The sequence below is a fragment of the Streptomyces sp. DSM 40750 genome, assembly GCF_024612035.1.
Taxonomy (GTDB): Bacteria; Actinomycetota; Actinomycetes; order Streptomycetales; family Streptomycetaceae; genus Streptomyces.
Map to the genome: position 1 here is coordinate 1,097,206 of NZ_CP102513.1, position 23,873 is coordinate 1,121,078.

The 23,873-nt window shown below is 68.2% G+C and carries 19 protein-coding genes; 3 read left to right on the forward strand and 16 right to left on the reverse strand.

Translation table 11 applies throughout. From position 1 onward, the window contains the following. Positions 1–53 precede the first annotated feature (53 nt). The 6 genes from JIX55_RS05140 to JIX55_RS05165 all read right to left on the reverse strand — a co-directional run bounded on the left by JIX55_RS05140 (position 54) and on the right by JIX55_RS05165 (position 7,604). Positions 54–413 (reverse strand): carboxymuconolactone decarboxylase family protein, encoded by a 360-nt coding sequence (locus JIX55_RS05140; protein ID WP_257562027.1) that lies wholly within the window; start codon positions 411–413, stop codon positions 54–56. Beyond that, on the reverse strand, positions 410–1,249 hold the full coding sequence (locus JIX55_RS05145; RefSeq protein WP_257562028.1) for an aspartate/glutamate racemase family protein: 840 nt from the start codon (positions 1,247–1,249) through the stop codon (positions 410–412). Before JIX55_RS05145 ends, JIX55_RS05140 begins: the two co-directional genes overlap by 4 nt. 30 nt (positions 1,250–1,279) lie before the next feature. Further along, positions 1,280–2,242: an NAD-dependent epimerase/dehydratase family protein gene (locus JIX55_RS05150; RefSeq protein ID WP_257562029.1), complete on the reverse strand. Its 963-nt coding sequence runs from the start codon at positions 2,240–2,242 to the stop codon at positions 1,280–1,282. Further along, complete coding sequence (locus tag JIX55_RS05155) at positions 2,239–3,453, reverse strand: acetyl-CoA C-acetyltransferase (RefSeq protein ID WP_257562030.1); 1,215 nt, start codon at positions 3,451–3,453, stop codon at positions 2,239–2,241. The genes JIX55_RS05150 and JIX55_RS05155 overlap by 4 nt, the downstream gene beginning before the upstream one ends. Positions 3,454–3,477: 24 nt before the next feature. After that, a complete protein-coding gene (locus JIX55_RS05160) occupies positions 3,478–4,221 on the reverse strand; it encodes an SDR family NAD(P)-dependent oxidoreductase (RefSeq protein ID WP_257562031.1) in 744 nt (247 codons plus the stop codon). Between the two features lie 992 nt (positions 4,222–5,213). Further along, complete coding sequence (locus JIX55_RS05165; protein ID WP_257562032.1) at positions 5,214–7,604, reverse strand: SpoIIE family protein phosphatase; 2,391 nt, start codon at positions 7,602–7,604, stop codon at positions 5,214–5,216. Positions 7,605–8,196: 592 nt separating this feature from the next. Between JIX55_RS05165 and JIX55_RS05170 the strand changes: the two genes are divergently transcribed. Then, the gene (locus JIX55_RS05170; protein ID WP_257562033.1) at positions 8,197–9,681 is read left to right on the forward strand and encodes an aldehyde dehydrogenase; all 1,485 of its coding nucleotides are present in this window, start codon (positions 8,197–8,199) and stop codon (positions 9,679–9,681) included. A gap of 92 nt (positions 9,682–9,773) precedes the next feature. Then, positions 9,774–10,655 (forward strand): NAD(P)-dependent oxidoreductase, encoded by an 882-nt coding sequence (locus tag JIX55_RS05175; RefSeq protein WP_257562034.1) that lies wholly within the window; start codon positions 9,774–9,776, stop codon positions 10,653–10,655. 123 nt (positions 10,656–10,778) lie between these two features. Here the strand turns inward: JIX55_RS05175 and JIX55_RS05180 are convergent, their stop codons facing one another. The 8 genes from JIX55_RS05180 to JIX55_RS05215 all read right to left on the reverse strand — a co-directional run bounded on the left by JIX55_RS05180 (position 10,779) and on the right by JIX55_RS05215 (position 19,473). Next, complete coding sequence (locus JIX55_RS05180; protein ID WP_257562035.1) at positions 10,779–11,519, reverse strand: FadR/GntR family transcriptional regulator; 741 nt, start codon at positions 11,517–11,519, stop codon at positions 10,779–10,781. Between the two features lie 194 nt (positions 11,520–11,713). Beyond that, positions 11,714–12,907 carry an acyl-CoA dehydrogenase family protein gene (locus JIX55_RS05185; RefSeq protein WP_257562036.1) on the reverse strand — a complete coding sequence of 398 codons (1,194 nt, stop codon included), beginning with the start codon at positions 12,905–12,907 and terminating at the stop codon, positions 11,714–11,716. A gap of 123 nt (positions 12,908–13,030) precedes the next feature. Next, on the reverse strand, positions 13,031–14,494 hold the full coding sequence (locus tag JIX55_RS05190) for an aldehyde dehydrogenase (RefSeq protein ID WP_257562037.1): 1,464 nt from the start codon (positions 14,492–14,494) through the stop codon (positions 13,031–13,033). A gap of 58 nt (positions 14,495–14,552) precedes the next feature. Then, a complete protein-coding gene (locus tag JIX55_RS05195; RefSeq protein WP_331606443.1) occupies positions 14,553–15,728 on the reverse strand; it encodes an acyl-CoA dehydrogenase family protein in 1,176 nt (391 codons plus the stop codon). Then, positions 15,725–16,501, reverse strand: a complete 777-nt coding sequence (locus JIX55_RS05200) for an enoyl-CoA hydratase/isomerase family protein (RefSeq protein ID WP_257562039.1) — start codon at positions 16,499–16,501, stop codon at positions 15,725–15,727. The genes JIX55_RS05195 and JIX55_RS05200 overlap by 4 nt, the downstream gene beginning before the upstream one ends. Next, on the reverse strand, positions 16,489–17,691 hold the full coding sequence (locus JIX55_RS05205; RefSeq protein WP_257562040.1) for a CaiB/BaiF CoA transferase family protein: 1,203 nt from the start codon (positions 17,689–17,691) through the stop codon (positions 16,489–16,491). The genes JIX55_RS05200 and JIX55_RS05205 overlap by 13 nt, the downstream gene beginning before the upstream one ends. 52 nt (positions 17,692–17,743) lie before the next feature. Continuing rightward, positions 17,744–18,700: an acyl-CoA dehydrogenase family protein gene (locus tag JIX55_RS05210; RefSeq protein WP_257562041.1), complete on the reverse strand. Its 957-nt coding sequence runs from the start codon at positions 18,698–18,700 to the stop codon at positions 17,744–17,746. Further along, positions 18,697–19,473, reverse strand: coding sequence for an enoyl-CoA hydratase-related protein (locus JIX55_RS05215; protein ID WP_257562042.1), 777 nt, complete (start codon positions 19,471–19,473; stop codon positions 18,697–18,699). Before JIX55_RS05215 ends, JIX55_RS05210 begins: the two co-directional genes overlap by 4 nt. A 217-nt stretch (positions 19,474–19,690) precedes the next feature. Here JIX55_RS05215 and JIX55_RS05220 point away from each other — a divergent pair, with 217 nt between their 5' ends. Then, entirely contained in the window at positions 19,691–21,190 is a 1,500-nt protein-coding gene (locus tag JIX55_RS05220; protein ID WP_257562043.1) for a 3-hydroxyacyl-CoA dehydrogenase, read from the forward strand. 298 nt (positions 21,191–21,488) lie between these two features. On the opposite strand, the gene JIX55_RS05225 is transcribed toward JIX55_RS05220, so the two are convergent. Both JIX55_RS05225 and JIX55_RS05230 read right to left on the reverse strand, forming a co-directional pair. Then, complete coding sequence (locus tag JIX55_RS05225) at positions 21,489–22,352, reverse strand: helix-turn-helix domain-containing protein (RefSeq protein WP_257562044.1); 864 nt, start codon at positions 22,350–22,352, stop codon at positions 21,489–21,491. Positions 22,353–22,580: 228 nt separating this feature from the next. Further along, positions 22,581–23,753 carry an XdhC family protein gene (locus JIX55_RS05230; protein ID WP_257562045.1) on the reverse strand — a complete coding sequence of 391 codons (1,173 nt, stop codon included), beginning with the start codon at positions 23,751–23,753 and terminating at the stop codon, positions 22,581–22,583. Positions 23,754–23,873 lie beyond the last annotated feature (120 nt).

Sequence of the window (23,873 nt, forward strand, 5' to 3'; positions counted from 1 at the left end):
ATGCCTTCGGCCTTCCGAAGGGGGCGGTGCGGGTAGTGGGACAACGTTTCTGGTCACTTCAGCTCGTCGTGCACCCAGCTGAGCGCTTCGACGACCGGGACCAGGCCCATGGAAGTGCCGAGCATGAGGATGACGACCTGCTCGATCTCCTCCAGCGTCGCGCCCGCGTCCTTGGCGCGGGTGCAGTGGACGCGGAACCCGCCCTCGTTGCGGGTGACGGCGAAGCCTGTCAGCAGGCAGAGTTCGCGCTGCTTCGCGTCCAAAGTGCCGTGCGCGTCGGCCGCGTGACGCAGGCCGCGGAACGCGTCCGCCACGGCGTCCGAGGTCTCCCTCAGCCGGTCGAGATTGGACACGAAGGTGTCCTGCTTGCTCAGGGGGTAGACCGGCGGTCCGATGGGCTGGGGCGCGCTCACTTCTTCTCCTCAGGGGCCTCGGTGGCGGGGTCTGCGAGCCGGGCCAGCGCGGGCAGCCCGTAGCTCTCGGCGTATTCGGCCGCCGCTGCCCCGATCACGTCGGTGGGGGCCTTGGCGTACAGGCGTCGCCGGCTGACGAAGGAACCCGCCGCGGCACGGATCCGTACCGCCGACTCGGTCATGGCCAGCAGCGTCGCCGTGCCGTCGAGGACGGGCGCGCCGTCCACCTCGCGCAGACCGACGGAGTTGAGGAACGCCGTGATGCGGCCGCCCGCCGGGATGATGACCTCGGCTCCGCGGGCCATGGTCGCCCGGGCCGCCGCCAGGAACGAGTCGGTGGCCCGCTTGCGGCCCTCGTCGTCGGAGAAGCAGGCGTCCAGCTCGTGCGGGGTGAGGTCCATGCACTCGATGCCGGCCAGTCGTTCGCGCAGCCCGTACTTGGCGACGTTCTCCTCGAAGCGTCCCCCGAAGTAGGGGTTGACGCCCACCAGGGCGAACTTGCTGCCCATGAGGCACGCGGCCAACATCGAGGTCTCCCCGTAGCCGAGCACGGGGATGTCGACCATGGAGCGGGCCTCGCGCAGCGCGGGGTCCAGGATGTTGCCGATCGCGACCGCGTCGAAGCCGGACTGCTCCGCGTCCAGCACGGAATCCAGGATCGACACGGAGTCGAGGGCCTCCCAGAACCGGAAGCTGTCGATGCGTCCGACCCGGGCCCCCCTCAGTTCGACCTCCGTGCCTTCGGAGACGAAGTCATCGATGTACCTGCGCAGGAACGGGAAGTAGTTCGAGGAGTACGTGGCGTTGGACAGACTCAGATACAGGATGCGGGTCACAGGGTTCGTCTTCCGATCTCTGGGTTCCGGTCACTGGGCTCGGTCGACGCCCTTGACGTCTTCGCGGTACCAGTCGACGAACTCCCGCAGGCCGCTGAGCAGGTCGGTCGTCGCGGTGAGGCCCAGCACCGAGGCCAGTCTCCCGGCGCTGACGTACTGATACCTGGTGCGCTCGTCACGCCACTCGATGGCACCCGGGTCACCGCCGTGGATACGCACGAGCTCCGTGTAGAGCTCCTCCGCCGTGACCGGCGGTCCGACGACATTGACCGCCGTGCGCTCGACGCCGGCCACCTCGACCGCGCGGAGGGTGGCCAGCGCCGCGTCGTGGACATGGACGAGGGCGTGCACGGCGTCCCGTTGCCACGGCACCGACGGGCGCTCACCCCGGTCGAGCGCGTCGAGGATGTCGATCAGGATGCCGGCATTGGAGTCACGGTTGGCCCGTGGTCCGTAGATCGTGCCGTATCGGAGGATGATGTACGGGGCGCCGCCGGCCTGGGCGAAGGCCTCCGCGAAAGCTTCAGCGGCCAGTTTGCTCGCCGCGTACATGCTCAGGCCGCGACGGATCGATGCTTGGTCCTCGGTGAAGGGGGGCGCGGCAGGGTCGTCGAAGGGGCCGTAGACGCTGTGGGTCGACCCGAGCACCAGGCGCTCGACACCGTGCTGGGCCGACAGGCTCACCAGGTCGTATGCCGCGCCCACGTTCACGTCGTGTGCGGCGCGCGGTGTCGTCGAGGATGCCTGGGTGCGGACCGCTGCGAGGTGGATGACCGTGTCGCTCGCGCTGACGGCCGTGTCGAGTGCCGCAGTGTCGCGCAGGTCCATGGGCAGGAACTCGACATGCTTCAGGGAAGCCAGGGCTTCTGCGCGCTCGGTGCACACGACATCCGTGGCCACCACGTCGTAGTGGCCGGCCGCACTGAGTTGTTCAACCACGTGCGAGCCGAGGAATCCGGCGGCCCCGGTCACCAGGACGCGTCGCCGGCTCATCGCGCGACCCGCTCGAAGATCGCCGCGATCCCCTGGCCGCCGCCGATGCACATGGTCTCCATTCCGTAGCGCGCGTCGCGGCGGTCGAGTTCCCGCAGCAGGTTCGCGAGGATCCGGCCGCCGGTGGCGCCGATCGGGTGGCCGAGAGAGATGCCCGAACCGTTGACGTTGACCCGCTCCAGGTCGCCACTGCCGAGTTTCCACTCGCGCAGACAGGCGAGCACCTGGGCGGCGAAGGCCTCGTTGAGCTCGACCAGGTCGAGATCGGACCACTGGAGCCCGGCTCGTTCGAGCGCCCGCTGCGCCGCGGGTACGGGCCCTATACCCATACGGTGCGGCTCCACCCCGGCTAGCGACCAGCTCACCAGCCGGGCGTATGCACGCAGTCCGAGCTGCTCGGCGCGCTGCGGCGTCGTCACAATGGCGACGGCGGCCGCGTCATTCTGGCCACTGGAGTTGCCTGCGGTCACGGTCGCCCCGTCGATGGTGCCCTCGAGCAGCGGCCGTAGCCGGGCCAGCGACTCGACCGTGGTCCCCGGCCGGGGGTGCTCGTCGGCGGTGACCGTGAGGTCGTCTCCCTTGCGAGCGGGCACCACGACCGGGATCGTCTCGTCGGCGAAGAGGCCGCGCTCCATGGCGCTGACGGCGCGGGCGTGTGAGCGGACCGCCCACTCGTCCTGTTCCGTGCGGCTGATGCCGTACTCGGCACGCAGGTTCTCAGCGGTTTCGATCATCCCGCCGGACACGGGGAAGCGTCGGCCGCCCGAGTTGCCACGCGGCTGGGCGAGCCGGTCGAGCAGCTGGGGCTGACGCCCCTGGTTCCATCGCATACCGGGGATGTAGTACTCGGCCTGGCTCATGCTTTCCGCGCCGCCCGCCAGCACGAGCTGCGAGCCGCCGGTCGCCACCTGCATACAGGCGTAGATCACGGCCTGCAGCCCCGATCCGCAACGCCTGTCGATCTGCAGGCCCGGAACGGTGATGTCCAGACCCGCGTCCAAGGCGGCGATCCGACCGATGGCCGCTGCCTCTCCGTTGGCGTAGCCCTGGCCGAAGATCACGTCGTCGATGGCGTCAGCGGTGACGCCGGTGCGGTCGACGAGGCCCTTGACCACCGTGGCGGCGAGGTGTGTGACCGGTACGTCCCTGAACACGCCTCCATAGCGCCCGACCGGGGTACGGACAGGCTCACAGATGACGGCCTCGAACATTAGTACGACTCCTTTGCGACGTGGTCAGACGCTGGATTCTCCGCCGTCGATGGCGATGGTCTGCCCCGTCAGGAAATCCGGGGCGTCGAGGGACAGGTAGGTCACGAGATCTGCGAGTTCCTCCGGCCGCCCCATACGCCGGGCGGGGATCCTCCGCACCACCTTGGCCACCGCGGCCTCGTCGTCACGCAGTTCGGCGTTGATGTCCGTCGCGAAGTAGCCCGGCGCCACAGCGTTCACCTGCGCTCCGAACTTCGCCCACTCCGCAGCCGCGGCGCGGGTGAAGTTGATGACGGCACCCTTCGACGCTCCATAGGCGGTGAACCCGGGCCGACCGAGCAGCCCAAACACCGAGGCGACGTTGATCGCCCGGCCGGAACCCGTCGACGCGAAGTGCCGGGCCGCCGCCCGGCTGCACAGGAACATGCCGCGCACGTTGATGTCGAAGATACGGTCCCAGTCGCCCTCGGTCATGTCGGCGAGTTGCACCTGCGCGGTGACACCGGCGTTGTTGACGAGGACGTCCAGACGCCCGTACTCCTCCAGGCAGGTGTCGAAGAGGGCCTGGACCGACGCGGCGTCGGAGACATCGGTCGGCACGGCCAGCGCGGCGCCGCCCTCGTCGATCACGGCGTCCCGGACTTCCGCCAGATGCTCGGGTGTACGTCCGGCGAGGACGACGGCGACCTTGCGGCGGGCCAGGCTGTGGGCGACGGCGCGGCCGAGGCCTCGGCCCGCGCCCGTGACGATGGCTACCTGTGTGGACATGCCCACAAGATGTCTGACATTCAACCCACTGTCAAGATGTAAGCGAGTGGTTCCATAGTCAAGCGCGTTGGCGTCTTAGCAGGTCGCGGCGCATCGAACCCGGCAGGCCTCCCCAGCCGACCGTGCCCAACGGTTCCAGCTCGCCGGGCAGGCGAGGCACAGGCGTGTGTGGCGCGCCGTATTGAGTGGCCCTCACTCAGCCATTCACGAGCGGAAAAAGAGAGCGCCCGCCGTCGCCAGGATCTGCTCACTACCTCCTGGCCTACGGCGCGACACGCGGCCTGTCGGCCCGCTTCTGGCTGTGCACGGAGCGGCGTCCCTAATTGCTCACGTCGCCATACTCCGGCTGATCCGGCTGCTGACCCGGCGCCGACTGCGCTTTCAGCATGATGGCCCCGGCCGGCCGTGCTCGCAGTGTTGCCGCTGATCGACTTGGCTGCCGAGGCTCCGTCTCCTGCTGGCCACCTTCGGCTTCAGCGTGGGCCTTGGGCAACCGATTCCCCCTCGGTTGGGTGGCGGGTAGCGCCCCCGACAGTCTCAAAGGCATCGCGATGAGCGTGCGACCGAGAGGCGACCGGCCGGGTAAGACCCACGCGCTGGTGGGGTACGTGCGGTAATGGGGGCTGCCGGCCTCGCAGGCGCCAGCCGCGCTGTGTATTCCCCTGCAGCACCGTGAGAAGCCGCCTCGGGGAGCCACATTCTCCTGACATCGTGCAGCAACGCAGCGTGCCGAATCCGTCGCCCGCAACGAGCTGCCGACCGACGACCTGTTCAATCATCACTGGCGGCTGGACCAGGTCGTGGAAGCGTACGCAGAGTTCGACAGACAGTCCGCAGGCAAGGGCGTCATCATCTTCGACGAGTCCTGGCATCTCGGACACAAGCTGGGCCCTTCGGCCGGCCCTGCCCCCTTCGGTGGCCCGGCGTACCGCATGTGCGCAACGCCAAAGACAAAGCCAGCTCCCTGCTGAACGAGTCTGCTTTCCCGCGTATCAGCCCGTCCGCAGGTCGACCGCTTCGTCCATCCGCCCACCCGGCGCCTCGGCAGGAGGCAGGGGCTGTTCGGCCCAGATGGTCTTGCCGTCGTGGGTGTAGCGGGTGCCCCAGCGGGAGGCGAGCTGAGCGATCAGGAAAAGGCCACGACCTCCCTCGTCGGTGGTCCGGGCATGGCGTAGGTGCGGGGCGCTGAGGCTGCTGTCGGAGACTTCGCAGATGAGCGTTTGGGTGTGGATGAGACGCATCGCGATGGGGCCACGTGCATGCCGGATGGCGTTGGTGACCAGCTCGCTGATGATGAGTTCGGTGGCAAAAGCGAGCGGTTCCAGGCCCCATTCGGCGAGCTGGCGGGTGGCGAGGGATCGGGCCTGGGCGACCAGGGCCGGGTCGGCCGCCAGCTGAAAGGAGGCGACCCGGTCCGCTGCCAGGACACGGGTGCGGGCGAGGAGCAGGGCCACGTCGTCGGAGCGGCGTTCGGCGACGAGGGCGGACATCACCGCGTCACCCACCTGCTCCAGCGGTCGGCCAGGACCGGCCAGCACGCGGGCCAGCCGATCCAACGCGACGTCGACGTCGCGCCCCGGGTGCTGGATGAGACCGTCCGTGTACAGCGCGAGCAGACTGCCCTCAGGGAGTTGGTACTCGGCGGTTTCGAAGGGCAGGCTGCCCAGGCCGAGCGGCGGGCCCGGCGGGACGGCGTCGAGGAACTCCACAGCTCCGTCGGGGCGCACCAGGGCGGGTGGGGGGTGGCCGGCGCGCGCGAAGGTGCACAGGCGGGAGACCGGGTCATAGACGGCGTACAGACAGCTGGCGCCCTGACAGTCGGGATCCTCCTCAGCCAGGCGGACGACGAGATCGTCGAGGTGGGCGAGGACCTCGTCGGGGTCGAGGTCGAGATCCGCCAAGGTGTGGACAGCGGTGCGCAGGCGCCCCATGATGGCCGCGGCATGCAGGCCGTGCCCGGTGACGTCGCCGACCAGCAGGGCGACCCGGGCACCGGACAGGGACAGGACATCGAACCAGTCCCCGCCGGCGCTGGCATGGGCGGCGGCGGGCAAGTACCGGTAGGCGGTATCCACCGCAGGAGAGTCAGGCAGTGCGCGCGGCAGCAGGCTGCGCTGCAGAGCGAGAGCGGTGGTGTGTTCGCGGGTGTAGCGGCGGGCGTTGTCGATACACACCGCGGCACGCGAACAGAAGTCTTCGGCCAGGGCCAGAGTCCCCTCGTCATACTGAGGGGAGTCGCGGTGGCGAGCGAAGACAGCCACACCAAGCGTGATCCCGCGTGCCCGCAGCGGCACGACCATCGCCGAGCGGGTGCCGGACGCACGTATCTTCTCGACGATGCGCGGATCGAAGGTCGACTGCTCACCGTCATCCAGCTTCCGCAAGAGTTCCGGCCGCCCGCCCACCAGGCATCGGGCCTGTGGTGTGCCCGGGGAAAACGTCACCCTCTCGCTCACGACATACGCGGCCTCCGGATTCCCCGGCCGCACCGATCGGACTCCCGACCGGCGAAGCAGCGCCGGTACGGCCACAGGCACGGGAGCCGGCTCCTCCCCGCGCACCGTGGCCTCCAGCAGGTCGACGACGGCGAAGTCCGCCAGTCCGGGAACGGCCACGTCGGCCAGTTCCTGCGCGGTGCGCTCCACATCCAGCGTGGTGCCCATCCGCGCCCCGGCCTCGGTCAGCAGTTCCAGCCGCTGCTGGGCCCGATAACCTTCGGTGACGTCGACGAACGTCTGGCACATACCGAGGACGTGGCCGGCCGAGTCCGTCAGCCGGAACGATGAGGAGGACCACATGCCCTCGCGCTCCACGTCCGACGGGAGTCGACCGCGCACCGGGAACCCGATCTCCGGTTCGCCGGTGTCCCGCACCCGGCGCAGGCGCTCCTCGGCTATCTGGAAGTCGATCTCCGGTGCGACCTCGTAGTTGCGACGCCCGATGATCCGCTCGGCAGGCAGGCCTAGATCGCGCATGGCCACGGCATTGACCGCGCGAAATTTCAGATCGGTGCCCACAACGGTGATCGAGATCGGGGCCTGTTCGAACAGCGCTTTGAGGACCGCCTGATCGAACTCCGACCGCTCCACCTGCCGCACGTCGGCGGCGCCGACCGACCAGCCGGCCTGCCCCTGACCATCTAGCACGGGACGCAGGCGCAGCGCGACCCGGACCACATGCCCGTCTCGGTGTCTCATGGCCAGCACACCGTCCCAGCCCTGCCCGGCCGTATCCCGTCGGCGGCCGGCTGCCAGCGCTGCTTCACGGTCCGCCGGAGTCATCAGCAGATCCACCGCAGGCGTTCCATGGATGTCTCTCGCCAGATAGCCGAGGAGAGATTCCGCCTCCGGACTCCACAGGGAGATGCTGCCCTGGCCATCCACGACGGCAGTGGCCGTACAAGGCCCCTGCAGCACATATCCCGGTCCTGCGCCGAGGTGCCGGGAAGTTGTCGGTACACCCATCCACATCAGCCCATTTCTGGCCATGTCGTTGCCTCTCATGGTAGTGACTTGGGTGGCGCCGTACTCGCGAGGCCGTCTCGGGCCTACGCGCGACGACCATCAACGAGGGGAAACGCCTCGCTTGACTTTGGGCGCGAGCGGCAACGGCGAGAGAACGACGCCCGTACGCTTGCGGCATTCTGCGCGGATCCCCCGCCCGCGACGGCCAGATCGCGCCGCAAACTCCGCAGGCTCCCTCTGGCAGTCGACGTAAGTCCCGGGCCGCCCAATGATTACGGCCGCAGGCCAGGATTGCATGCACACTTGCCTTTGTCTGACAGTTGACCGAGTGAAGCCTCAGAGCTAGATTCGCGAGGTGGGCAGCAGTTCCATGCCATTCGCCGAGTCGTCCTCGTGCCGGTCCGGCCGTCTCACGGCCGCTTCTTCCTCCCCCGTGTCCCTGACGCGCAGGACCACTCCCGCTGCCCACCCCAGCGCCGCATGGCGCACCCCCAGGAAAGGAAGGTCCTAGATGCCGATCGAGAGCTTCTCGATACTGATCGACGGTCAGTGGCGGGCGAGCGCCGACGGCTCGACGTTCAGGTGCACCAGTCCGTTCGACGGTGAGGACTGGGCGGAGGTGCCGACGGCGACCGCTGATGACGTGGATGCCGCGGTGGCCGCAGCACGGCGGGCCTTCGAGGAGGGTCCGTGGTCGAGCGCGACTCCCCTGGCGCGTGCGGGCCTGTTGCGCCGGTTGGGCGACCTGATCACACAGAGTGCCGCCGAACTGGCGACGGTGCAGGTACGCGAGAACGGCAAGCTGATCCGCGAAGTGGCCGACCAGGCGAAGGCACTCGCGAACCACTGCTACTTCTTCGCCGGGGTGGCCGAGAGCCCGATCGGTGAGACGCTGGCGACGAGCGTGCCGAACATGCAGGCGTTCACGATGCGTGAACCGATCGGCGTCGTGGCCCTGATCACGCCGTGGAACAGCCCGCTGATGCTGTTGATGGCCAAGCTCGCGCCGGCGCTGGCGGCCGGATGCACGGTGGTGGTCAAGCCGTCGGAGGTGACACCGGTTTCGACGTTGGTGTTCGCACGGCTGATCAAGGAAGCGGGCTTCCCCGACGGTGTGGTCAACGTGGTGACCGGGTCCGGCGAGACTGGAGCAGCGCTGGTGGCTCACCCCAGCGTGGACAAGATCTCGTTCACCGGTTCGACTGCGGTCGGCAAGCAGATCGCGGCCACGGCTGCCTCTCGGCTGGCCCGTGTGTCGCTGGAGCTGGGGGGCAAGTCGCCGAACATCGTCTTTCCCGACGCCGATCTGGACAACGCCGTCAACGGTGTGATGGCCGGAATCTTCGCGGCCACCGGCCAGACCTGCATGGCGGGGTCCCGCGTCCTGGTCCACGACGACATCTACGACGACTTCGCCAAGGCTCTCGCCACCCGGGCCTCGCAGATCCGGCTGGGTGATCCGAGCGACCCGGCGAGCGAAATGGGGACGGTCGCCTGCCGAGCACAGTACGACAAGGTGCTGCGGTACATCGACATCGCCAAGGCCGAGGGCGCGGTGCTCGCCGCCGGAGGCAAGCGCCCGGACGACCCCGCCCTGGAGAAGGGGCTCTTCGTCGAGCCGACGGTGTTCACCGAGGTCACCAACGACATGCGCATCGCCCGGGAGGAAGTGTTCGGGCCGGTGGCCTCACTGATCCGGTTCCGTGACGAGGACGACGCCATCCGCATCGCCAACGACACCAGTTTCGGTCTGGCCGCAGGCGTCTGGACCCGAGACATCGCGCTGGCGCACCGGATGATCAAGCGCCTGCGCGCCGGCACGGTGTGGATCAACAACTACCGCAAGGTCAACTACGTCGCCCCGTTCGGCGGCTTCAAGGAGAGCGGCATCGGCCGGGAGAACGGCATGCATGCCGTGAACGAGTACACCGAGGTCAAGTCCGCCTGGATCGACACCGGCAACACCATCAAGGACCCCTTCAACCCGCGGGCCTGATCCTGGGAAGCGGCCCGGAACCCGGCCCGTCCCTCCCCGCAAGCACGACCGACGGTCATGAGCTGGTCGACTCCGGGTCGGCCGTGAGGTGAGTGAGGTACCCATTGTCCGAGAAGCTGGGGTTCATCGGCGTTGGCGCCATGGGTTCGGCCATCGCGAGCCGTCTCGTGACAGATCACGATCTGTACGTGAGTGATCTGAACAGGCAGGCTGCTGATGAACTCGTGAGCCGGGGCGCCACCTTCATGCCGGCGGACGAGACAGCGAAGCACTGCCGGTACGTCTTCCTTTCGCTACCGGGACCGGCGAACGTGCTCGAACTCCTCCTGGGCGACCAGGGAATCGCCCGGCACTTCGCGCGGGGAACTCTGGTCATCGACACGACCACCGGGGCGCCCACGACGGACAGGGAGATCGTTCCCGCCCTCGCCGAACTCGGCGTCGACTTCGTCGACGCGCCGATCGCCGGGGGCGTCAAACGGGCCCGGGCCGGCACGGCCACCCTGATGGTCGGAGGCTCCGAGCAGGCGTTCGCCAAGGCCCGGGACTTGCTGATGGCCGTGACCCCTGATGTCTTCCACGTGGGTCCCGCGGGCACGGGACACGCGATGAAGCTCGTGAACAACCTGCTCAACAGCTGCAACCGTTTCGCCGCGCTCGAGGCCGTTCGTCTCGGGCAGGCGTGCGGAATCGACCAGGACACCGTGGTCGAGGTCATCAACAAGTCGAGCAGCCGGAACTACACAACGGAGAACACGTTCCCCCAGCTCCTCAGCGGCGGCTCCTACAGGGCACAGGGCTTCACGCTCCAGTTGATGCTCAAGGACCTCCACCTGGCCAACGAGATGGCGGAAAGCCTCGGGCACGCCACCCCGATCGGGCACCTCGTCGAGGAGTTCACCATGGAGGCCATTGACCGCTTCGGCCCCGACGCGGACCAGAGCCGGTTCATGGCGGAGTGGTACGCCGACTGACGCCGGTCATGCGTGTGCCCTCTTGGCCTGCAGGCCAAGAGGGCACACGTCATGAACCACAGCTTTTGTGCGTGCACGAGCGATGCCGACTCAGGCGAGTCAGTCAGGTCGCCGTGCGTGGAGCTAGGCCTTGGGCTGGGCGGTCGAATAGCGCAGGACGTAGTCGAGGTGCGACTGCATCGCCTCCGCGGCCGCGTCCTCGTCCCCGGTCTCGATCGCCGCGAGGATCACCATGTGCTGCTTCACCGTCCGCTTCCCGACTTCCGCGGTCACGTCCAGGTACTGGGCCGGGTGCGTCGCATCGTGCACCGCGGCGATGAACGCCGCCAGCAGCCGGTTGCCCGACGCCTGCCCGATCGTCGTATGAAACGCCAGGTCGTAGCCGGGAATCCCCGGATCATCGATGGTCGTCGTCCTCTGCCGCTCCACGATCGACCGCAGCTCGCCCACCTGCTCCTCGCTCCGATGCCGAGCGGCCAGGCGGGCGGCCGGGACCTCCAACACCCGCCGCACATCGGTCAGCTCGAGCATGTCCAAGGCACCCAGGCGCAAAATGGTGTCCACCGACTCACTCAGCATCCGGCTGAGCGAATCCGGAGTGACCGTGTTGACGAAACTCCCGCCGGCCATGCCCGGAATCTTCCGGATGAGGCCGCCACTCACCAGCGCACCCAACGCCTCACGCACGGTCGGACGGCTCACACCGAACTGCTTCGCCAGCTCCGTCTCCGGCGGAAGCTTCTCCCCCTGGGCGAAACGACCCTCCAGGATCGCCTCCCTGATCTGCTGCTCCACCTGATCACGCGGCCGCGTCACCTGTCGCGCCCGGAACTTCTCCGCCGCCCCAGACCCCGTTTCAGCCATACCACGCCTCCCCAACCGTCGACATGCCCGACGCCGTCACGTTCGGGCGTACACAAGGCCTGATCCCAAAGCCGCAGTATATGACCAGGGTCGGTAAATTGTCATACCGAAAAATGTCGTGCTTCAACCTGCTGATCGAGAGCCTCCCTGCCGGATTACGGCGGGGAGACATGCGCCGACTGTCCCTGGGCTCGTCACATCGCGTACTCCTTGAGCAGACTGCGGCCGATGATCATCTTCTGGATCTCGGACGTACCTTCGCCGATGAGCATGAAGGCCGCCTCGCGGTAGAGCCGCTCGATCTCGTACTCCTTGGAATAGCCGTACCCGCCATGGATGCGGAACGACGCCTCGACCACTTCCTTGCAATACTCGCTCGCGAGCATCTTGGCCATGCCGGCCTCGACGTCGTTACGCCGGCCGGAGTCCTTCTTGCGGGCCGCGCGGACCATCATCGCGTGGGCGGCCTCGACCTTGGTCGCCATCTCCGCCAGGCGGAACAGGATCGCCTGATGCTGCGCGATCGGCTTTCCGAACGTCTCACGTTGCTGCGCGTACGCGATGCCCAGCTCGAAGGCGCGAACGGCGATGCCGCACGCGCGCGCGGCGACGTTCACACGACCCACCTCGACACCGTCCATCATCTGGTAGAAGCCCTGGCCGGGCTTCCCCCCGAGGATCTGGGCGCCCTCGATCCGATGGCCGTCAAAGATCATCTCGGTGGTGTCGATGCCCTTGTAACCCATCTTGTCGATCTTTCCCGGGACGGTGACGCCCTGGGCGGTCTCGCCGAAGCCGGGCTGCTTCTCGACCAGGAACGTGGTCATGTTCTTGTAGACCGAGGCCGCGCCCTCGTCTGTTTTCGTCAGAACCGCAACCAGGTTCGACGAACCGCCGTTGGTGAGCCACATCTTCTGGCCGGTGATCGAGTAGGAGCCGTCGGCAAGTCTGTCGGCCTTGGTGGCCACGGCCGAGACGTCGGAGCCGAGGCCTGGCTCCGACATCGAGAAGGCGCCCCGCACCTCGCCGGTGGCCATCCGCGGGAGGTACTTCCGCTTCTGCTCCTCGGTGCCGTGCTGCATCAGCATGTACGCGACGATGAAGTGGGTGTTGATCACACCCGAGACACTCATCCAGCCTCGTGCGATCTCTTCCACACACAGCGCGTAGGTCAGGAGCGACTCACCCAGCCCGCCGTACTCCTCCGGGATCATCAGGCCGAAGACACCGAGCTCCTTCAGTCCCTCGACTATGTCGGTCGGGTACTCGTCCTTGCGCTCGAGCTCGGCGGCGACCGGTATGATCTTCTCTTCGGCGAACTGTCTGACCACCTTGAGGATCTCCCGCTGGTCCTCGGTCAGTTCATCGGTGTGGGCAAGACGATCCATCTGATGGTCTGTTCCTCTCAGTCCGGTGGCTACGGTGTCGTCCCGACAACCGCGACCCGTTGGTCAGCAGGGGCGATGGGTGCAGAGCGTGCGGGTTGTCCCGAGCCCAGCTCGGTCGGTCGGTTAAGCGAACGATGTCGCCATGTCCGGGGGCAGTCCGACGGACTTCAACTCCGTGTAGGCGTCCAGCCCCTCGTGCCCGTACTCGCGCCCGATGCCACTGGCTTTGAACCCACCGAACGGTGCCTTGAGCCCGACCGGGTGCCCATTCAGTTCCACGACACCGGTGCGGATCCGGCTCGCGAGTTCCAGCCCTCGGCGGGGGTCCGATGTGAACACTGCCCCGCTGAGACCGTAAGGGGAGTTGTTGGCGATCTCGACGGCGTCGTCTTCGTCCCGGTAGGTCATGACGGCGAGGACCGGCCCGAAGATCTCTTCCTGAGCGATCGTCATATCCGGCTGCACACCGGTGAAGAGCGTCGGCTCCACGAACCAGCCGCGGTCAAGACCCTCTGGACGTCCGCCACCTGCGACGAGGGTCGCGCCCTCCTTGAGACCGGTGGCGATGTAGTGCTGCACCGTCTCACGCTGCCGGTGGGAGACCAGCGGCCCGATCTGCGTGGCCTCGTCGTAGGGACTGCCCACGGGCATCGAGTCGATCAGGGAGCGGAGCCGCTCGACGAGCTCGGCCTGACGCGCCTCGGAGACCAGCACCCTGGTTTTCAGAGTGCACACCTGACCGTTGTTGCGGAACGCCCCGAGGCGCATCGCCTCGACGGTCCGGTCAAGGTCCGCATCATCCAGAACAAGGGCGGCCGACTTTCCACCCAGCTCCAGCGTGACACGCCGCAGATCGTGACCGCACAGCGCCGCGATCCGGCGACCCGCAGCGGTTGATCCGGTGAAGGACACCTTGTCGACGCCCTGGTGCGCGACGAGGTGCTCGCTGCTCTCGCGCTCCGCCGGAACGATGTTGACCACGCCCTCCGGGAACCCGGCCCGCTCGATCAGCTCACCCAGGAGGTACGCGTCGAGCGCCGTCTGCGGGGCCGGCTTCAGAACGACCGTGCACCCCGCCAGCACGGCCGGAACGACTTTCTGGACGCTGATGCTCATGGGCACGTTCCAAGGAACGACGGCGGCGACAACGCCGACGGGTTCCCGGGTGACGAGTGCGCTGCCCGTCTCTGCCGTACGGATCGACCGGAACGGGTAGTCCAGCGCGAGATCGAGACACGCGTCGATCACCCGGACCGGATTGGCGGCCTGGATGGCGCGGGACTGCGTGATGGGACAGCCCATCTCGTCAGTGATGAGCTGTGCGATCGGTTCCTGCCGCTCGGCGAGCAGCCGCCGCAGTTCCCGTAGTACCGCCATGCGCGCCTCCAGCGGCATACGCGGCCACGGCCCGTTGTCGAACGCGTCACGTGCCGCGGCGACGGCACGGTCGATGTCGCTCGGAGACGCCGAGGGAACCTCGGCGACGACCTCTTCTGTAAACGGCGACACGATCCTCAGATGCTCACCGTGTGCCGGAACCCACCGCCCTCCGATGAACAGGCGGTCGTGACGGCCCTCCCACATCATGGACCTCTCCTCGTGGACAAGACTCGTGTGAGTCAGCGGCGCCGGCCGATGTGCTCGGTCACGGCATGACCGAGAGACGGATGTCTCGGGCGACGAGCATGCTCTGGACTTGGTTGGTCCCGTCGTAAATTTCCGTGATCTTCCCGTCGCGCAGTCGGCGCTCCGCACCGATGTCGTCGCGATCTCCGTCCTCGCCGAGAAGTTCGACGCAGGCCGAGGCGACTCGCACGCCCAGGGTCGTGCAGTGCAGCTTGACCATGGCGACCTCGGCCGTGGGGTCCTCGTCGCTGGCGTCGACCAGATCGCAGACCTCCCTCAGCATCGACCGTCCGGCCGCGATCTCCGCCCGCAGGCGGGCCAGTTCGAACTGGAGGTCCTGGGCACCGCGGGTGCGGGAAGAGAGAAGATCCCGCTCCGCGCAGTAGCGCACAGTCGCGTCGAAGGCACCCTGGGCAAAGCCCACGCCCTGGGCGGCGGCGCTGATACGCGACTTCGTCACCGACCGCAACAGCAGGGGGTAGCCCTCGCCCTCGGCGCCGAGTCGCGCTTCCACGGGGATCCGGCAGTCCTGGAATCCGAGCGTGACGGTAGAGGCGCCCTTCTGGCCCAGCTTCTTCATCGGCTTGCCGGGCTCGAGACCCCGCGAGTACTCCGTGTCGACGAGGAAGGCCGTGATGCCGTCCTTGCCGCGACTCGGGTCGACCGTCGCGAAGAGCACGATGACGTCGGCGACATCGCCGTTGGAGATGAACGTCTTCTCGCCGTTGATCACATAGGAGTCGCCGTCACGACGCGCCGTCGTACGCATCGACGCGACGTCCGATCCCGCCTCGGGCTCGGTCAGGGCGATCGCTCCGATGGCCGTGCCCTCGCAGAGCGCGGGAATCCACGCCTCGTGCTGGTCGGGCCGCCCTTGGAGGTGGATCGGGTGAGCGCAGTGCATCTGGGTCATGTAGACCGTCGAGGTCGATCCGCAGGCGGCCGCGATCCGGGACAGCGCCTCGGCGTACGTCGCCGTGGACGTGCCTCGCCCCCCGAGCGAGGTCGGGATCAGAAGCCCGCCGAGACCTGCCTGGGCGAGAGCCTGGATGGACGCCGAAGGGAAGGAACCGTTGCGGTCCACGGTCACTGCGGCCGGGGTCACGGTTTGCGCGATAACGCCATCGAGGAGCGAGAGGACGGTGGTGCGGTCCGCCGAGGGTGGGTGCTCAGGCACAGTGTTCAATTCCGTCACTCCTCGGTGAAGACGGGCTCGCGTCGCTCGGCGAAGGACGTGATGCCCTCCTGGCCGTCGACGGAGGCGATCGAAAGGGCGGCTAGTGCCGCCTCGTGTTCCAGGGCTGGGCCGGATGTGCTCTGCCGCGCGGCTTCGAGCAGGTTGGCCAGACCGGTGCGGCTCCCGGACGCGATCAGAGACGCCGTCTCCTCCACCTGACGGGGCAGTTCGGCGGTGGGAACCGGCGGGACTGACAGCAGACCGATCTGCCAGGCACGATCGGCGTCGATCCGGCTGCCGGTGAGCATCAGATGGAAGGCCGCCGCCTTGCCCACGGTTCTGGGCAGCCGCTGGGTGCCCCCGAATCCCGGGATGCAGCCGATCCGTGCTTCCGGGAGGCCGAACTGACTGCGGTCCGAGGCGATCACCACGTGGCACGCCAGCATGAGTTCGAATCCACCGCCGAGGGCGAAGCCGTCGACCTCGGCGATCACCGGAACGGATGAGCGCTCGATCGCGGTGATCGCACGGTGGCCCCGCCGGATGAAGGCCTGCGCCTGGTCGGCGTCGAGGCCGCGGATCTCCTCAAGGTCGGCGCCGGCGCTGAACGCCCGGTCGCCTGCCCCTCGGATGACCAGGCACCGGATGCCCCGGTTCTCCTCAGCGACCCGCCGGACCTCCTCGGCCAGCGCGTCCAGTACGGAGGTGTTCAGGGCATTGAGCCGGTCCGGCCGGTTCAGGGTGATCGTCCGCACCCGCCCGTCGTCGTCCACCCCGATCAGGGAACCCATACGACACCCGCCTCCGCGAGATCGGCGATCCGCTCGTCGTCGAATCCTGCACTTGTAAGGATGTCTCGCCCGTGCTCGCCCCGGAGCGGCGCCGGCAGGCGGGGCGCCCGACTCCTCTGCGAACCGAGACGCCACGGGCTCGCGACGCCCCGGAAGACGCCCGCGCGCGGATGCTCCTGGCTGACGATCGCCTCGCGAGCCTCCACTTGAGGGTCGTCGACGACTTCGGACAGCGAGTTGATCCGCGCACACGGTACGCCGACATCCTGTAGAGCCTTGAGCGCCTCTTGCGAGGTCCTCGTGGTCAGAACCGACTGGAAGGCGTTGACGACCTCGTCCCGGCGCGCGCGGCGTCCGGCGTTGGTGGCCAGGTCGGGCCGCTGGGCCAGCTCGTCCAGGCCCAGGGCCGCGCAGGCGTGGAGCCAGATCTTGTCGTTGCCCACGGCGACGACGATGGGGCGGTCGCTCGTCCGGAACGTCTGGTAGATCGCGACCACCGAGTCGGTACCGCCGCAGGGGCGGGGTTCCGGATCGCCCGCGAGGAAGCTGGCGATCCGAGGTGACATGAAGGCGAGGTCGGCTTCGAGCAGGGCGACGTCGATGATCTCGCCGACATCGTGCCTCTGCTGCCTGACCAGCGCGGCCGCGATGGCGTACGCGGCGACAGTGCCGGCCGCGACATCGGACAGAGCGGTGCTGACGCGCTGCGGTACTCCGGCTTCACCCGTGACGCTCATCATCCCGGAGCGGGCCTGGGCGATCAGGTCGTATCCCGGGAGCGCGGCATCGGGGCCGTCGATACCGAATCCCGACAGCGCGCAGATCACGAGCCGAGGAAAGCGTTCACGCAGTGCGTCGAGCCCCAGGCCGTGCCGCTCGAGCTTGGCCGGATTCAGGTTCTCGATGAACACGTCCGCGGTCTCCAGCAGCCGGAAGAGCACCTCACGGCCCTGCTCACCGCGTATGTCGAGGCACAAGCTCTTCTTGTTGCGGTTGACCGACAGGAACCACGCGGCTTCGCCGTTGAGGAAGGGTGGTCCCCATCCACGGGCGTCGTCTCCACGCACGGGCTCGATCTTGATGATCTCCGCTCCCATGTCGCCGAGGTACATGGAAGTGGTCGGTGCTGCGTAGGACGACGAGATGTCGACCACGGTGATCCCGTGCAGCGGGCCGGCAGACGCGTTCATGAGGCCTCCTTCCTCGGGTGGTGCTTCAGGGGCGCGGAGTGTGCGAGAGCCTTCACGTATCGCCCCCGGGCTTGCCGAGGCGTCGAGAGGCGACCTGCGCCAGGACGGTCCGGCGGCCGCCGCCGCGGGCCCGGAGGCTGATCGCGTCGCGCAGCAGACCGGCCACGGGGTATTCGTCGATGTACCCGTAGCCGCCGTGCACCTGGATCGCGTCCAGGCAGACATCGACGGCGGTCCTGCCGGCCTGGGCCAGCAGCTCTGCCGTGTCGAGGTCACTGGCGACCGCGCCTTCGAGCATCGCGTGCACCGTGCGGACACGGATCCGCATCTCGGCCAGGATCGCGCGCAGACCCGCGAAGGTGCCGATCGCGGAACCGAACTGACGCCGCTCACCGGCGTACGTCTCTGCCGTGTGCAGCGCTGTCTCGGCGAGGCCGAGGGCCGCAGCGGAGGTGAACAGGTCCCAGTCGCGCGCGGTGCGCCTCGTGACATCGTCCGGCAGCGTCACGACCGTGTCGTCGAGCCGGACCGTCCGCAGGGCGGCTTCGCGCAGTCCGCTGCGGCGTGTTCCCTCGGGCTCCCCCACCAGCGCGTCCCGGCGGGCCAGCACGGCCCGTCCCGTGAAGCGGTCCAAGAGCACCACCGCGCCGGGCGCGAACAAGGTGGGCACAGTGGCCGTCCACGGGTCGTGCGCGGCGGGATTGATGACCGCGGAGGTTACGTCCCGCGCATCGCGGCCGTCCGCATCCGAAGCGGCGAGACCACGTTGCGCGGCGAACCGGCCCGCGAGGGCGAACGCGGCTGCGGGCGAGAAGTGCGCGGTCGTACGCACGGCTGCGACGAGCCAGTCGACGGCGTCGTCGAGCTCGGCCGCCTCCTGTGCCAGATCGAGGACATCCGCCGCGGCGAGCGCGGCGCGAATCGCGTGGGCGTCGCTCCACTCCACCGACACAAGACGCTTCGTCAGCACATCGAGGAAGTCATCGAGTTCCGCATTGCGCCCCGTCATCGGTTGAACCTCTCGCGACGGGGGTCGCGGCGCTCCTCGAAGGACTCCGACATCTCGGCCGCCTCCTGGGTGCCGCGGTAGGCGGTGAGCAGGAGGTCGTGCGCGAGGCGTGCCTGCCCGGCGACACCGGTGTGGCGGCTGGAGAAGGCGGTCTTGAGGGCGGCCAGCGCGAAGGGGCCGCGTCGGCGCAGGTCCTGGGCGACCTCGATGGCCCGGTCGAGGACGGGGCGACCGGTCACCACCTCGTTGACCAGGCCCATGTCCAGGGCTTCCTGCGCGGGGTACTTGCGGTTCAGGTACCACATCTCCTTCGCCCGCCGGCGCCCGATGGTCTCCTCGAGGTACCAGGTGCCGAAGCCGGCGTCGAAGCTGCCGACCATCGGACCCACCTGGCGGAACACAGCGTGGTCGGCGGCGATCGAGAGGTCGCACACGACCTGAAGCACGTTCCCTCCGCCGACGGCGTATCCGTTGACCGCCGCGATCACCGGCTTTGGCATCGCGTCGATGAACTCGTAGAGATCGATGACCGGCATCACGCTGGAGTAGTCGAGCGACGTGGGCTCCTCGTGCTCTCCCCCGATGCAGAAGAACTTCTCGCCCGCGCCGGTGAGGATCGCCACGTCGATGTCGGGCGACTGCCGCACGTGCTGAAACGCTGCGAGCAGCTCACGCGCTGTTTCGAACCTCAGCTTGTTGGCCCGGTCGGGCCGATTGATCGTGATCACCGCGACGCCGTCATGGACGGCGACGGTGATGTCCTCGTAGCTCATGGACTCAGCTCCTGGTTCGACGAGTCGGCCCGTTCGGAATGCGGCTGGTTCGCGTCACGGCGCGTTCACCTGACGAACACCTCACACCCTGATCTGTTTTTCATACACCTGCAAAAGTTTGACATTACGATACTCTGTCGAGGAACCATGTCAAGGATCTTGGGGATCGTCCGCGGCACCACGGCGGCGATCCACGGACGACGCCGAGGAGCCCCTGATGTCACAACCACTGGCCCACATCTGCGTGATCGGAGCGGGCACGATGGGCCGGGGGATCGCGCAGGTCGCACTCGCCTCCGGTCACCCGGTGCACCTGGTCGACCCGGACGAGGCTCAGCTGAGGGTGGCCGGATCCGACATCACCGCACGTCTCAGCCGGAGAGACCCGGCGGCACCCGCCCTGGTGAAGGCACGGCTGCGTACCTTCACCGACCTCACCCAGACACCGACGGACGCCCCCACAGTCGTCGTCGAGGCCATCCTCGAGCGCCTCGACATCAAGCAGGCGGTTCTGCGTCGCGCCGCAGAACACTTCGGACCGACGTGCGTCCTCGCGACGAACACCTCGTCGCTGTCGGTCACCGCCATCGCCGCCGGCACGCCGGATCCGTCACGCGTGGTCGGCATGCACTTCTTCAACCCCGTCCCCGTCATGAGGCTCGTCGAGGTCGTCCGGGGCCTGCAGACCGCTGACGAGGTCGTCGATACCGTCGCCGAACTCGCCGTACGCTGGGGCAAGTCGGTTGCCCACGTCCGCTCGGTACCCGGATTCATCGTCAACCGGGTGGCCCGGGCCTTCTACGGGGAATCGCTCCGACTCGTCGAGGAGCGTGCGTCCACTCCGGAGGCGATCGACGAACTCATGCGCTCCGCCGGGGGATTCCGCATGGGCCCGTTCGAACTGATGGACCTCATCGGCAACGACGTCAACTTCGCGGTGACACAGTCCGTCTGGACCTCGTACCACTACGACCCGCGTTTCGCACCCTCCCTCATCCAGAGCGAACTCATCGCCGCAGGACGGTTCGGTCGCAAGACCGGCCAGGGTTTCTACGAGTACGGCGAGAGCGCCGAGCGAACACGTCCCCTCGCTGCGGAAGTGAAGGCCGAAGCAGTGACAGGCGCCACGCCTGTGGTCCTGCACGGTTCGGACGACCAGCTGGAGGCCGTGCTCACTCGTAGCGGCCTTGAGTTCAGCCGGGAGGAAAGCGACACCCCGCGCATCGAATTCGTCAGTCTGGGGTCGGTCATGGTCACTCGCGGCCGGAGCGCACGCGAGGAGTCCGCCCGGCGAAGCGAGCCTGTACTCCTCCTCGATCGCTGCCTGGATCCCTCGACGGCGACGGCTCTCGCTCTCGCCTCCGCCGATGCCGCGCTCACGGACGTCGTCGTCGCCCTGCTGGATCGCGCCGGCATACACGCCTTCCCCATGGCCGACATCCCGGGGCTCGTGGTCGCCCGAGTACTCTCGATGATCGCGAACGAGGCGTGGGAGACGGCCCACCACGGGGTCGCGACCCCGGACGACATCGACATCGCGATGCTCCTGGGCACCAACTACCCCATAGGCCCGTTCGCCTGGAGCGCCCGATGGTCCACGCGCAGAGTGCTCGAGCTGCTCGACGCCCTATGGTCGTCGTACCACGACCCGCGATACCGGGCCAGCCACGCCCTGCGGGCCGAGGTACAGACCACCTCGCACGACGGCCTCGGCTGACGGCAAATCACGGGATAGGCGGCTGTGAGGGGAAGGCTTCCTCCCTGGAGGTGTCCAACTAGGGAGGAAACCCTCCTCTCCGCATCCGCCCACCACCAGGGAGAGATCCGGGAGGACGCCGACCTGGAAGCAGCAGTGCCCATGCTGCCCGGCTCGTACTTCGCTGACTGCAGGGCCCGGACGCCGGCGCCGACCCGAGTGGGCCGAGCAGGCCAGAGTTCACCCTGGCCGCCCTACGGCTGGCGAAGTGGGCGTCGCGTGAATGGGTTCGCGGATTCGCCCGCGCACGGTGTCGTTGTCAGTTCGCCGTACCGGGGGCGGCCGGGTGCCCGTCAGCCACCCAAGCCGCAAGGCTGCGCAGTCTGTCGTGCGTGGCCGTGTTGGGTGCGGGCGTCCAGATGGTCAGTTGCTGATCAGGGTCGGTGCTGCACGTCAGGGTGTCCCATTCGAGGGTGAGTTCGCCGACGATCGGATGGTTCAGCGTCTTCGCACCGACCTTCCGGGCCGCCACGAGGTGCTCGGCCCACCACCGCCGGAAGTCCGCGTCCCGCTCCGACAACTCGTCGACCAGTGCGGCGAGTCTCGGCGAGCCGGGGTTGCGGGCCGCTTCCCTGCGTAGTTGTGCGACAGCGAGGCGGGCCGCGGCCTCCCAGTCGGCGTACAGGCCCCTCATGCGGTCCGAGAAGATCATCTTCGCGTAATTTCGGTCCCCTTTCGGGATGCGCCCGAAGTCGCCCACCAGGGCAGCACCCATCTCGTTCCACGCCAGCACGTCCATCCGGCGTCCAAGGACCATGGCCGGGATGGACATGAGGTCGTCGAGCAGCCGCTGCAGTTGCGGGTTGACAACCTGAGCCAAGGGCGGGTGCGGGCGACTGGCGTCCTTGCCCGCCAGTTCGAAGACGTACTCCCGCTGGTCGTCACTGAGCTTCAGCACTCGGGCGATGGCCTCCAGCACGGGCTCGGAGACATCGATGCGTCCCTGTTCCACCCGTGTGTAATAGTCCGTGCTGATCGCGGCCAGCACTGCCACTTCCTCCCGGCGCAGGCCGGGGACTCGACGCGGCGCTCCCGAGTCGGGCAGCCCTACGGACCGGGGAGTCAGCTCCGCACGCCGGAGTTTCAGGAAGTCACCCAACTCATGGGGTGCACTGCCAGTCATGTCAGCCAATCTCACTGGGATGGGGCCCCTGGCCGGGGCGAAGCGTTGCTCCACTGATGTGCTTGTGGCGCACTTGCCGGAAGGAAACGTCTGCGGATCGAGCGGGTTCAGCGGTCAAGGTTCCGCGAGGGCGGCGGGTTCGGCTGCGGGAACACCGCCCGAGATGGGGCCGTCCGGGCCTCGTCGCTGCCCCGGCACACCATTGATCATCCGCGCGACCGTGCCGCTTCACACACGTGCGGCTGTCCCTTCGAGCGTGGGCAGGGCATCGGCCGCGCCTGGCGACGGGGGCATCGCACGGTGGATCGGTCCCGTTCGCCGGGAGAGGGGCAGGCCGCTTCCGAGGTTGGTGGAGGCGATGATCTCCGCCACGATGGAGACAGCTGTCTCTTCCGGTGTGTGAGCCCCGAGATCGAGGCCGATCGGCGAGTGCAGGCGGTCAATGAGGCCGTCGGACATGCCCTGTTCGCGCAACAGGCGGAGACGCTGTTCGTGTGTGCGCCGCGATCCCATGGCCCCGACATAGCCGACGGGCAGATCGAGGGCCAGCCGTAGCAGGGGGATGTCGAACTTGGCGTCGTGGGTGAGGACACAGACGGCGGTGCGGGCGTCCACTTCGGTGTGTTCCAGGTAGCGGTGGGGCCAGTCGACGACGACCTCGTCGGCGTGCGGGAAGCGTGCCTCGGTGGCGAAGACGGGGCGGGCGTCGCAGACGGTGACCCCGTAGCCGAGGAAGCGGCCGGCCTGGCTGAGGGCGGCGGCGAAGTCGACGGCGCCGAAGATCATCAGGCGAGGGCGGGTGGCGGCCACATGGACGAGGACGGACAGCCGGTCCGGGCAGGTGTCGGCGTCTCCGCCGAGCTCGACGCGCGCGGTACGCCCGGACCGGAGCAGGGCGCCCGCCTGTGCGGTCACCGCGCGGTCCGTCGGCCCTCCGTCCAGCGTTCCGTAGGAGGCGGTGCCGTCGGCAAGGACGCAGACCATGCGGCCCAGCAGGTCGTGGCGGCCGTCGACGACCTGCGCCACGGCGGTCGGCCTGCCCTGGACAATGTCGTCCAGGGCAGCACCGAGATGCGGTTCGGTGGCCGGGTCGATGCGCCGGACGAGGACATCGAGTTCGCCGCCGCAGGTCAGTCCGACGGCGAAGGCGTCGTCGTCGGAGTAACCGAACCAGGCGCGCTGCGGAGCACCCCGGTCACGGAGCACCTGCCGGCACAGCTCGTAAACCGCTGCCTCGACGCAGCCGCCGGAGATGCTGCCGACCGCGTTGCCGTCGGCGTCCACCGCGACCGACGTGCCGATCGGCAAAGGAGCGCTGCCGGTGACGTCGACAACGGTGGCCAGGGCGAAGGGGCGTGCTTCGCGGCACCAGCGGTGCAGTGTGTCCGCGATGTTCAGCATGAGTCTTTCTCCGTGGTTCGCCGGGGGAACGTGGGGCGGGCCGCCGCCGCGCTGCGGGGGAGCATCTGTGCGCGGCGGCGACCCTGTCTGGCCCGGCAGCCGGACAGTGGAGCTGCTGCC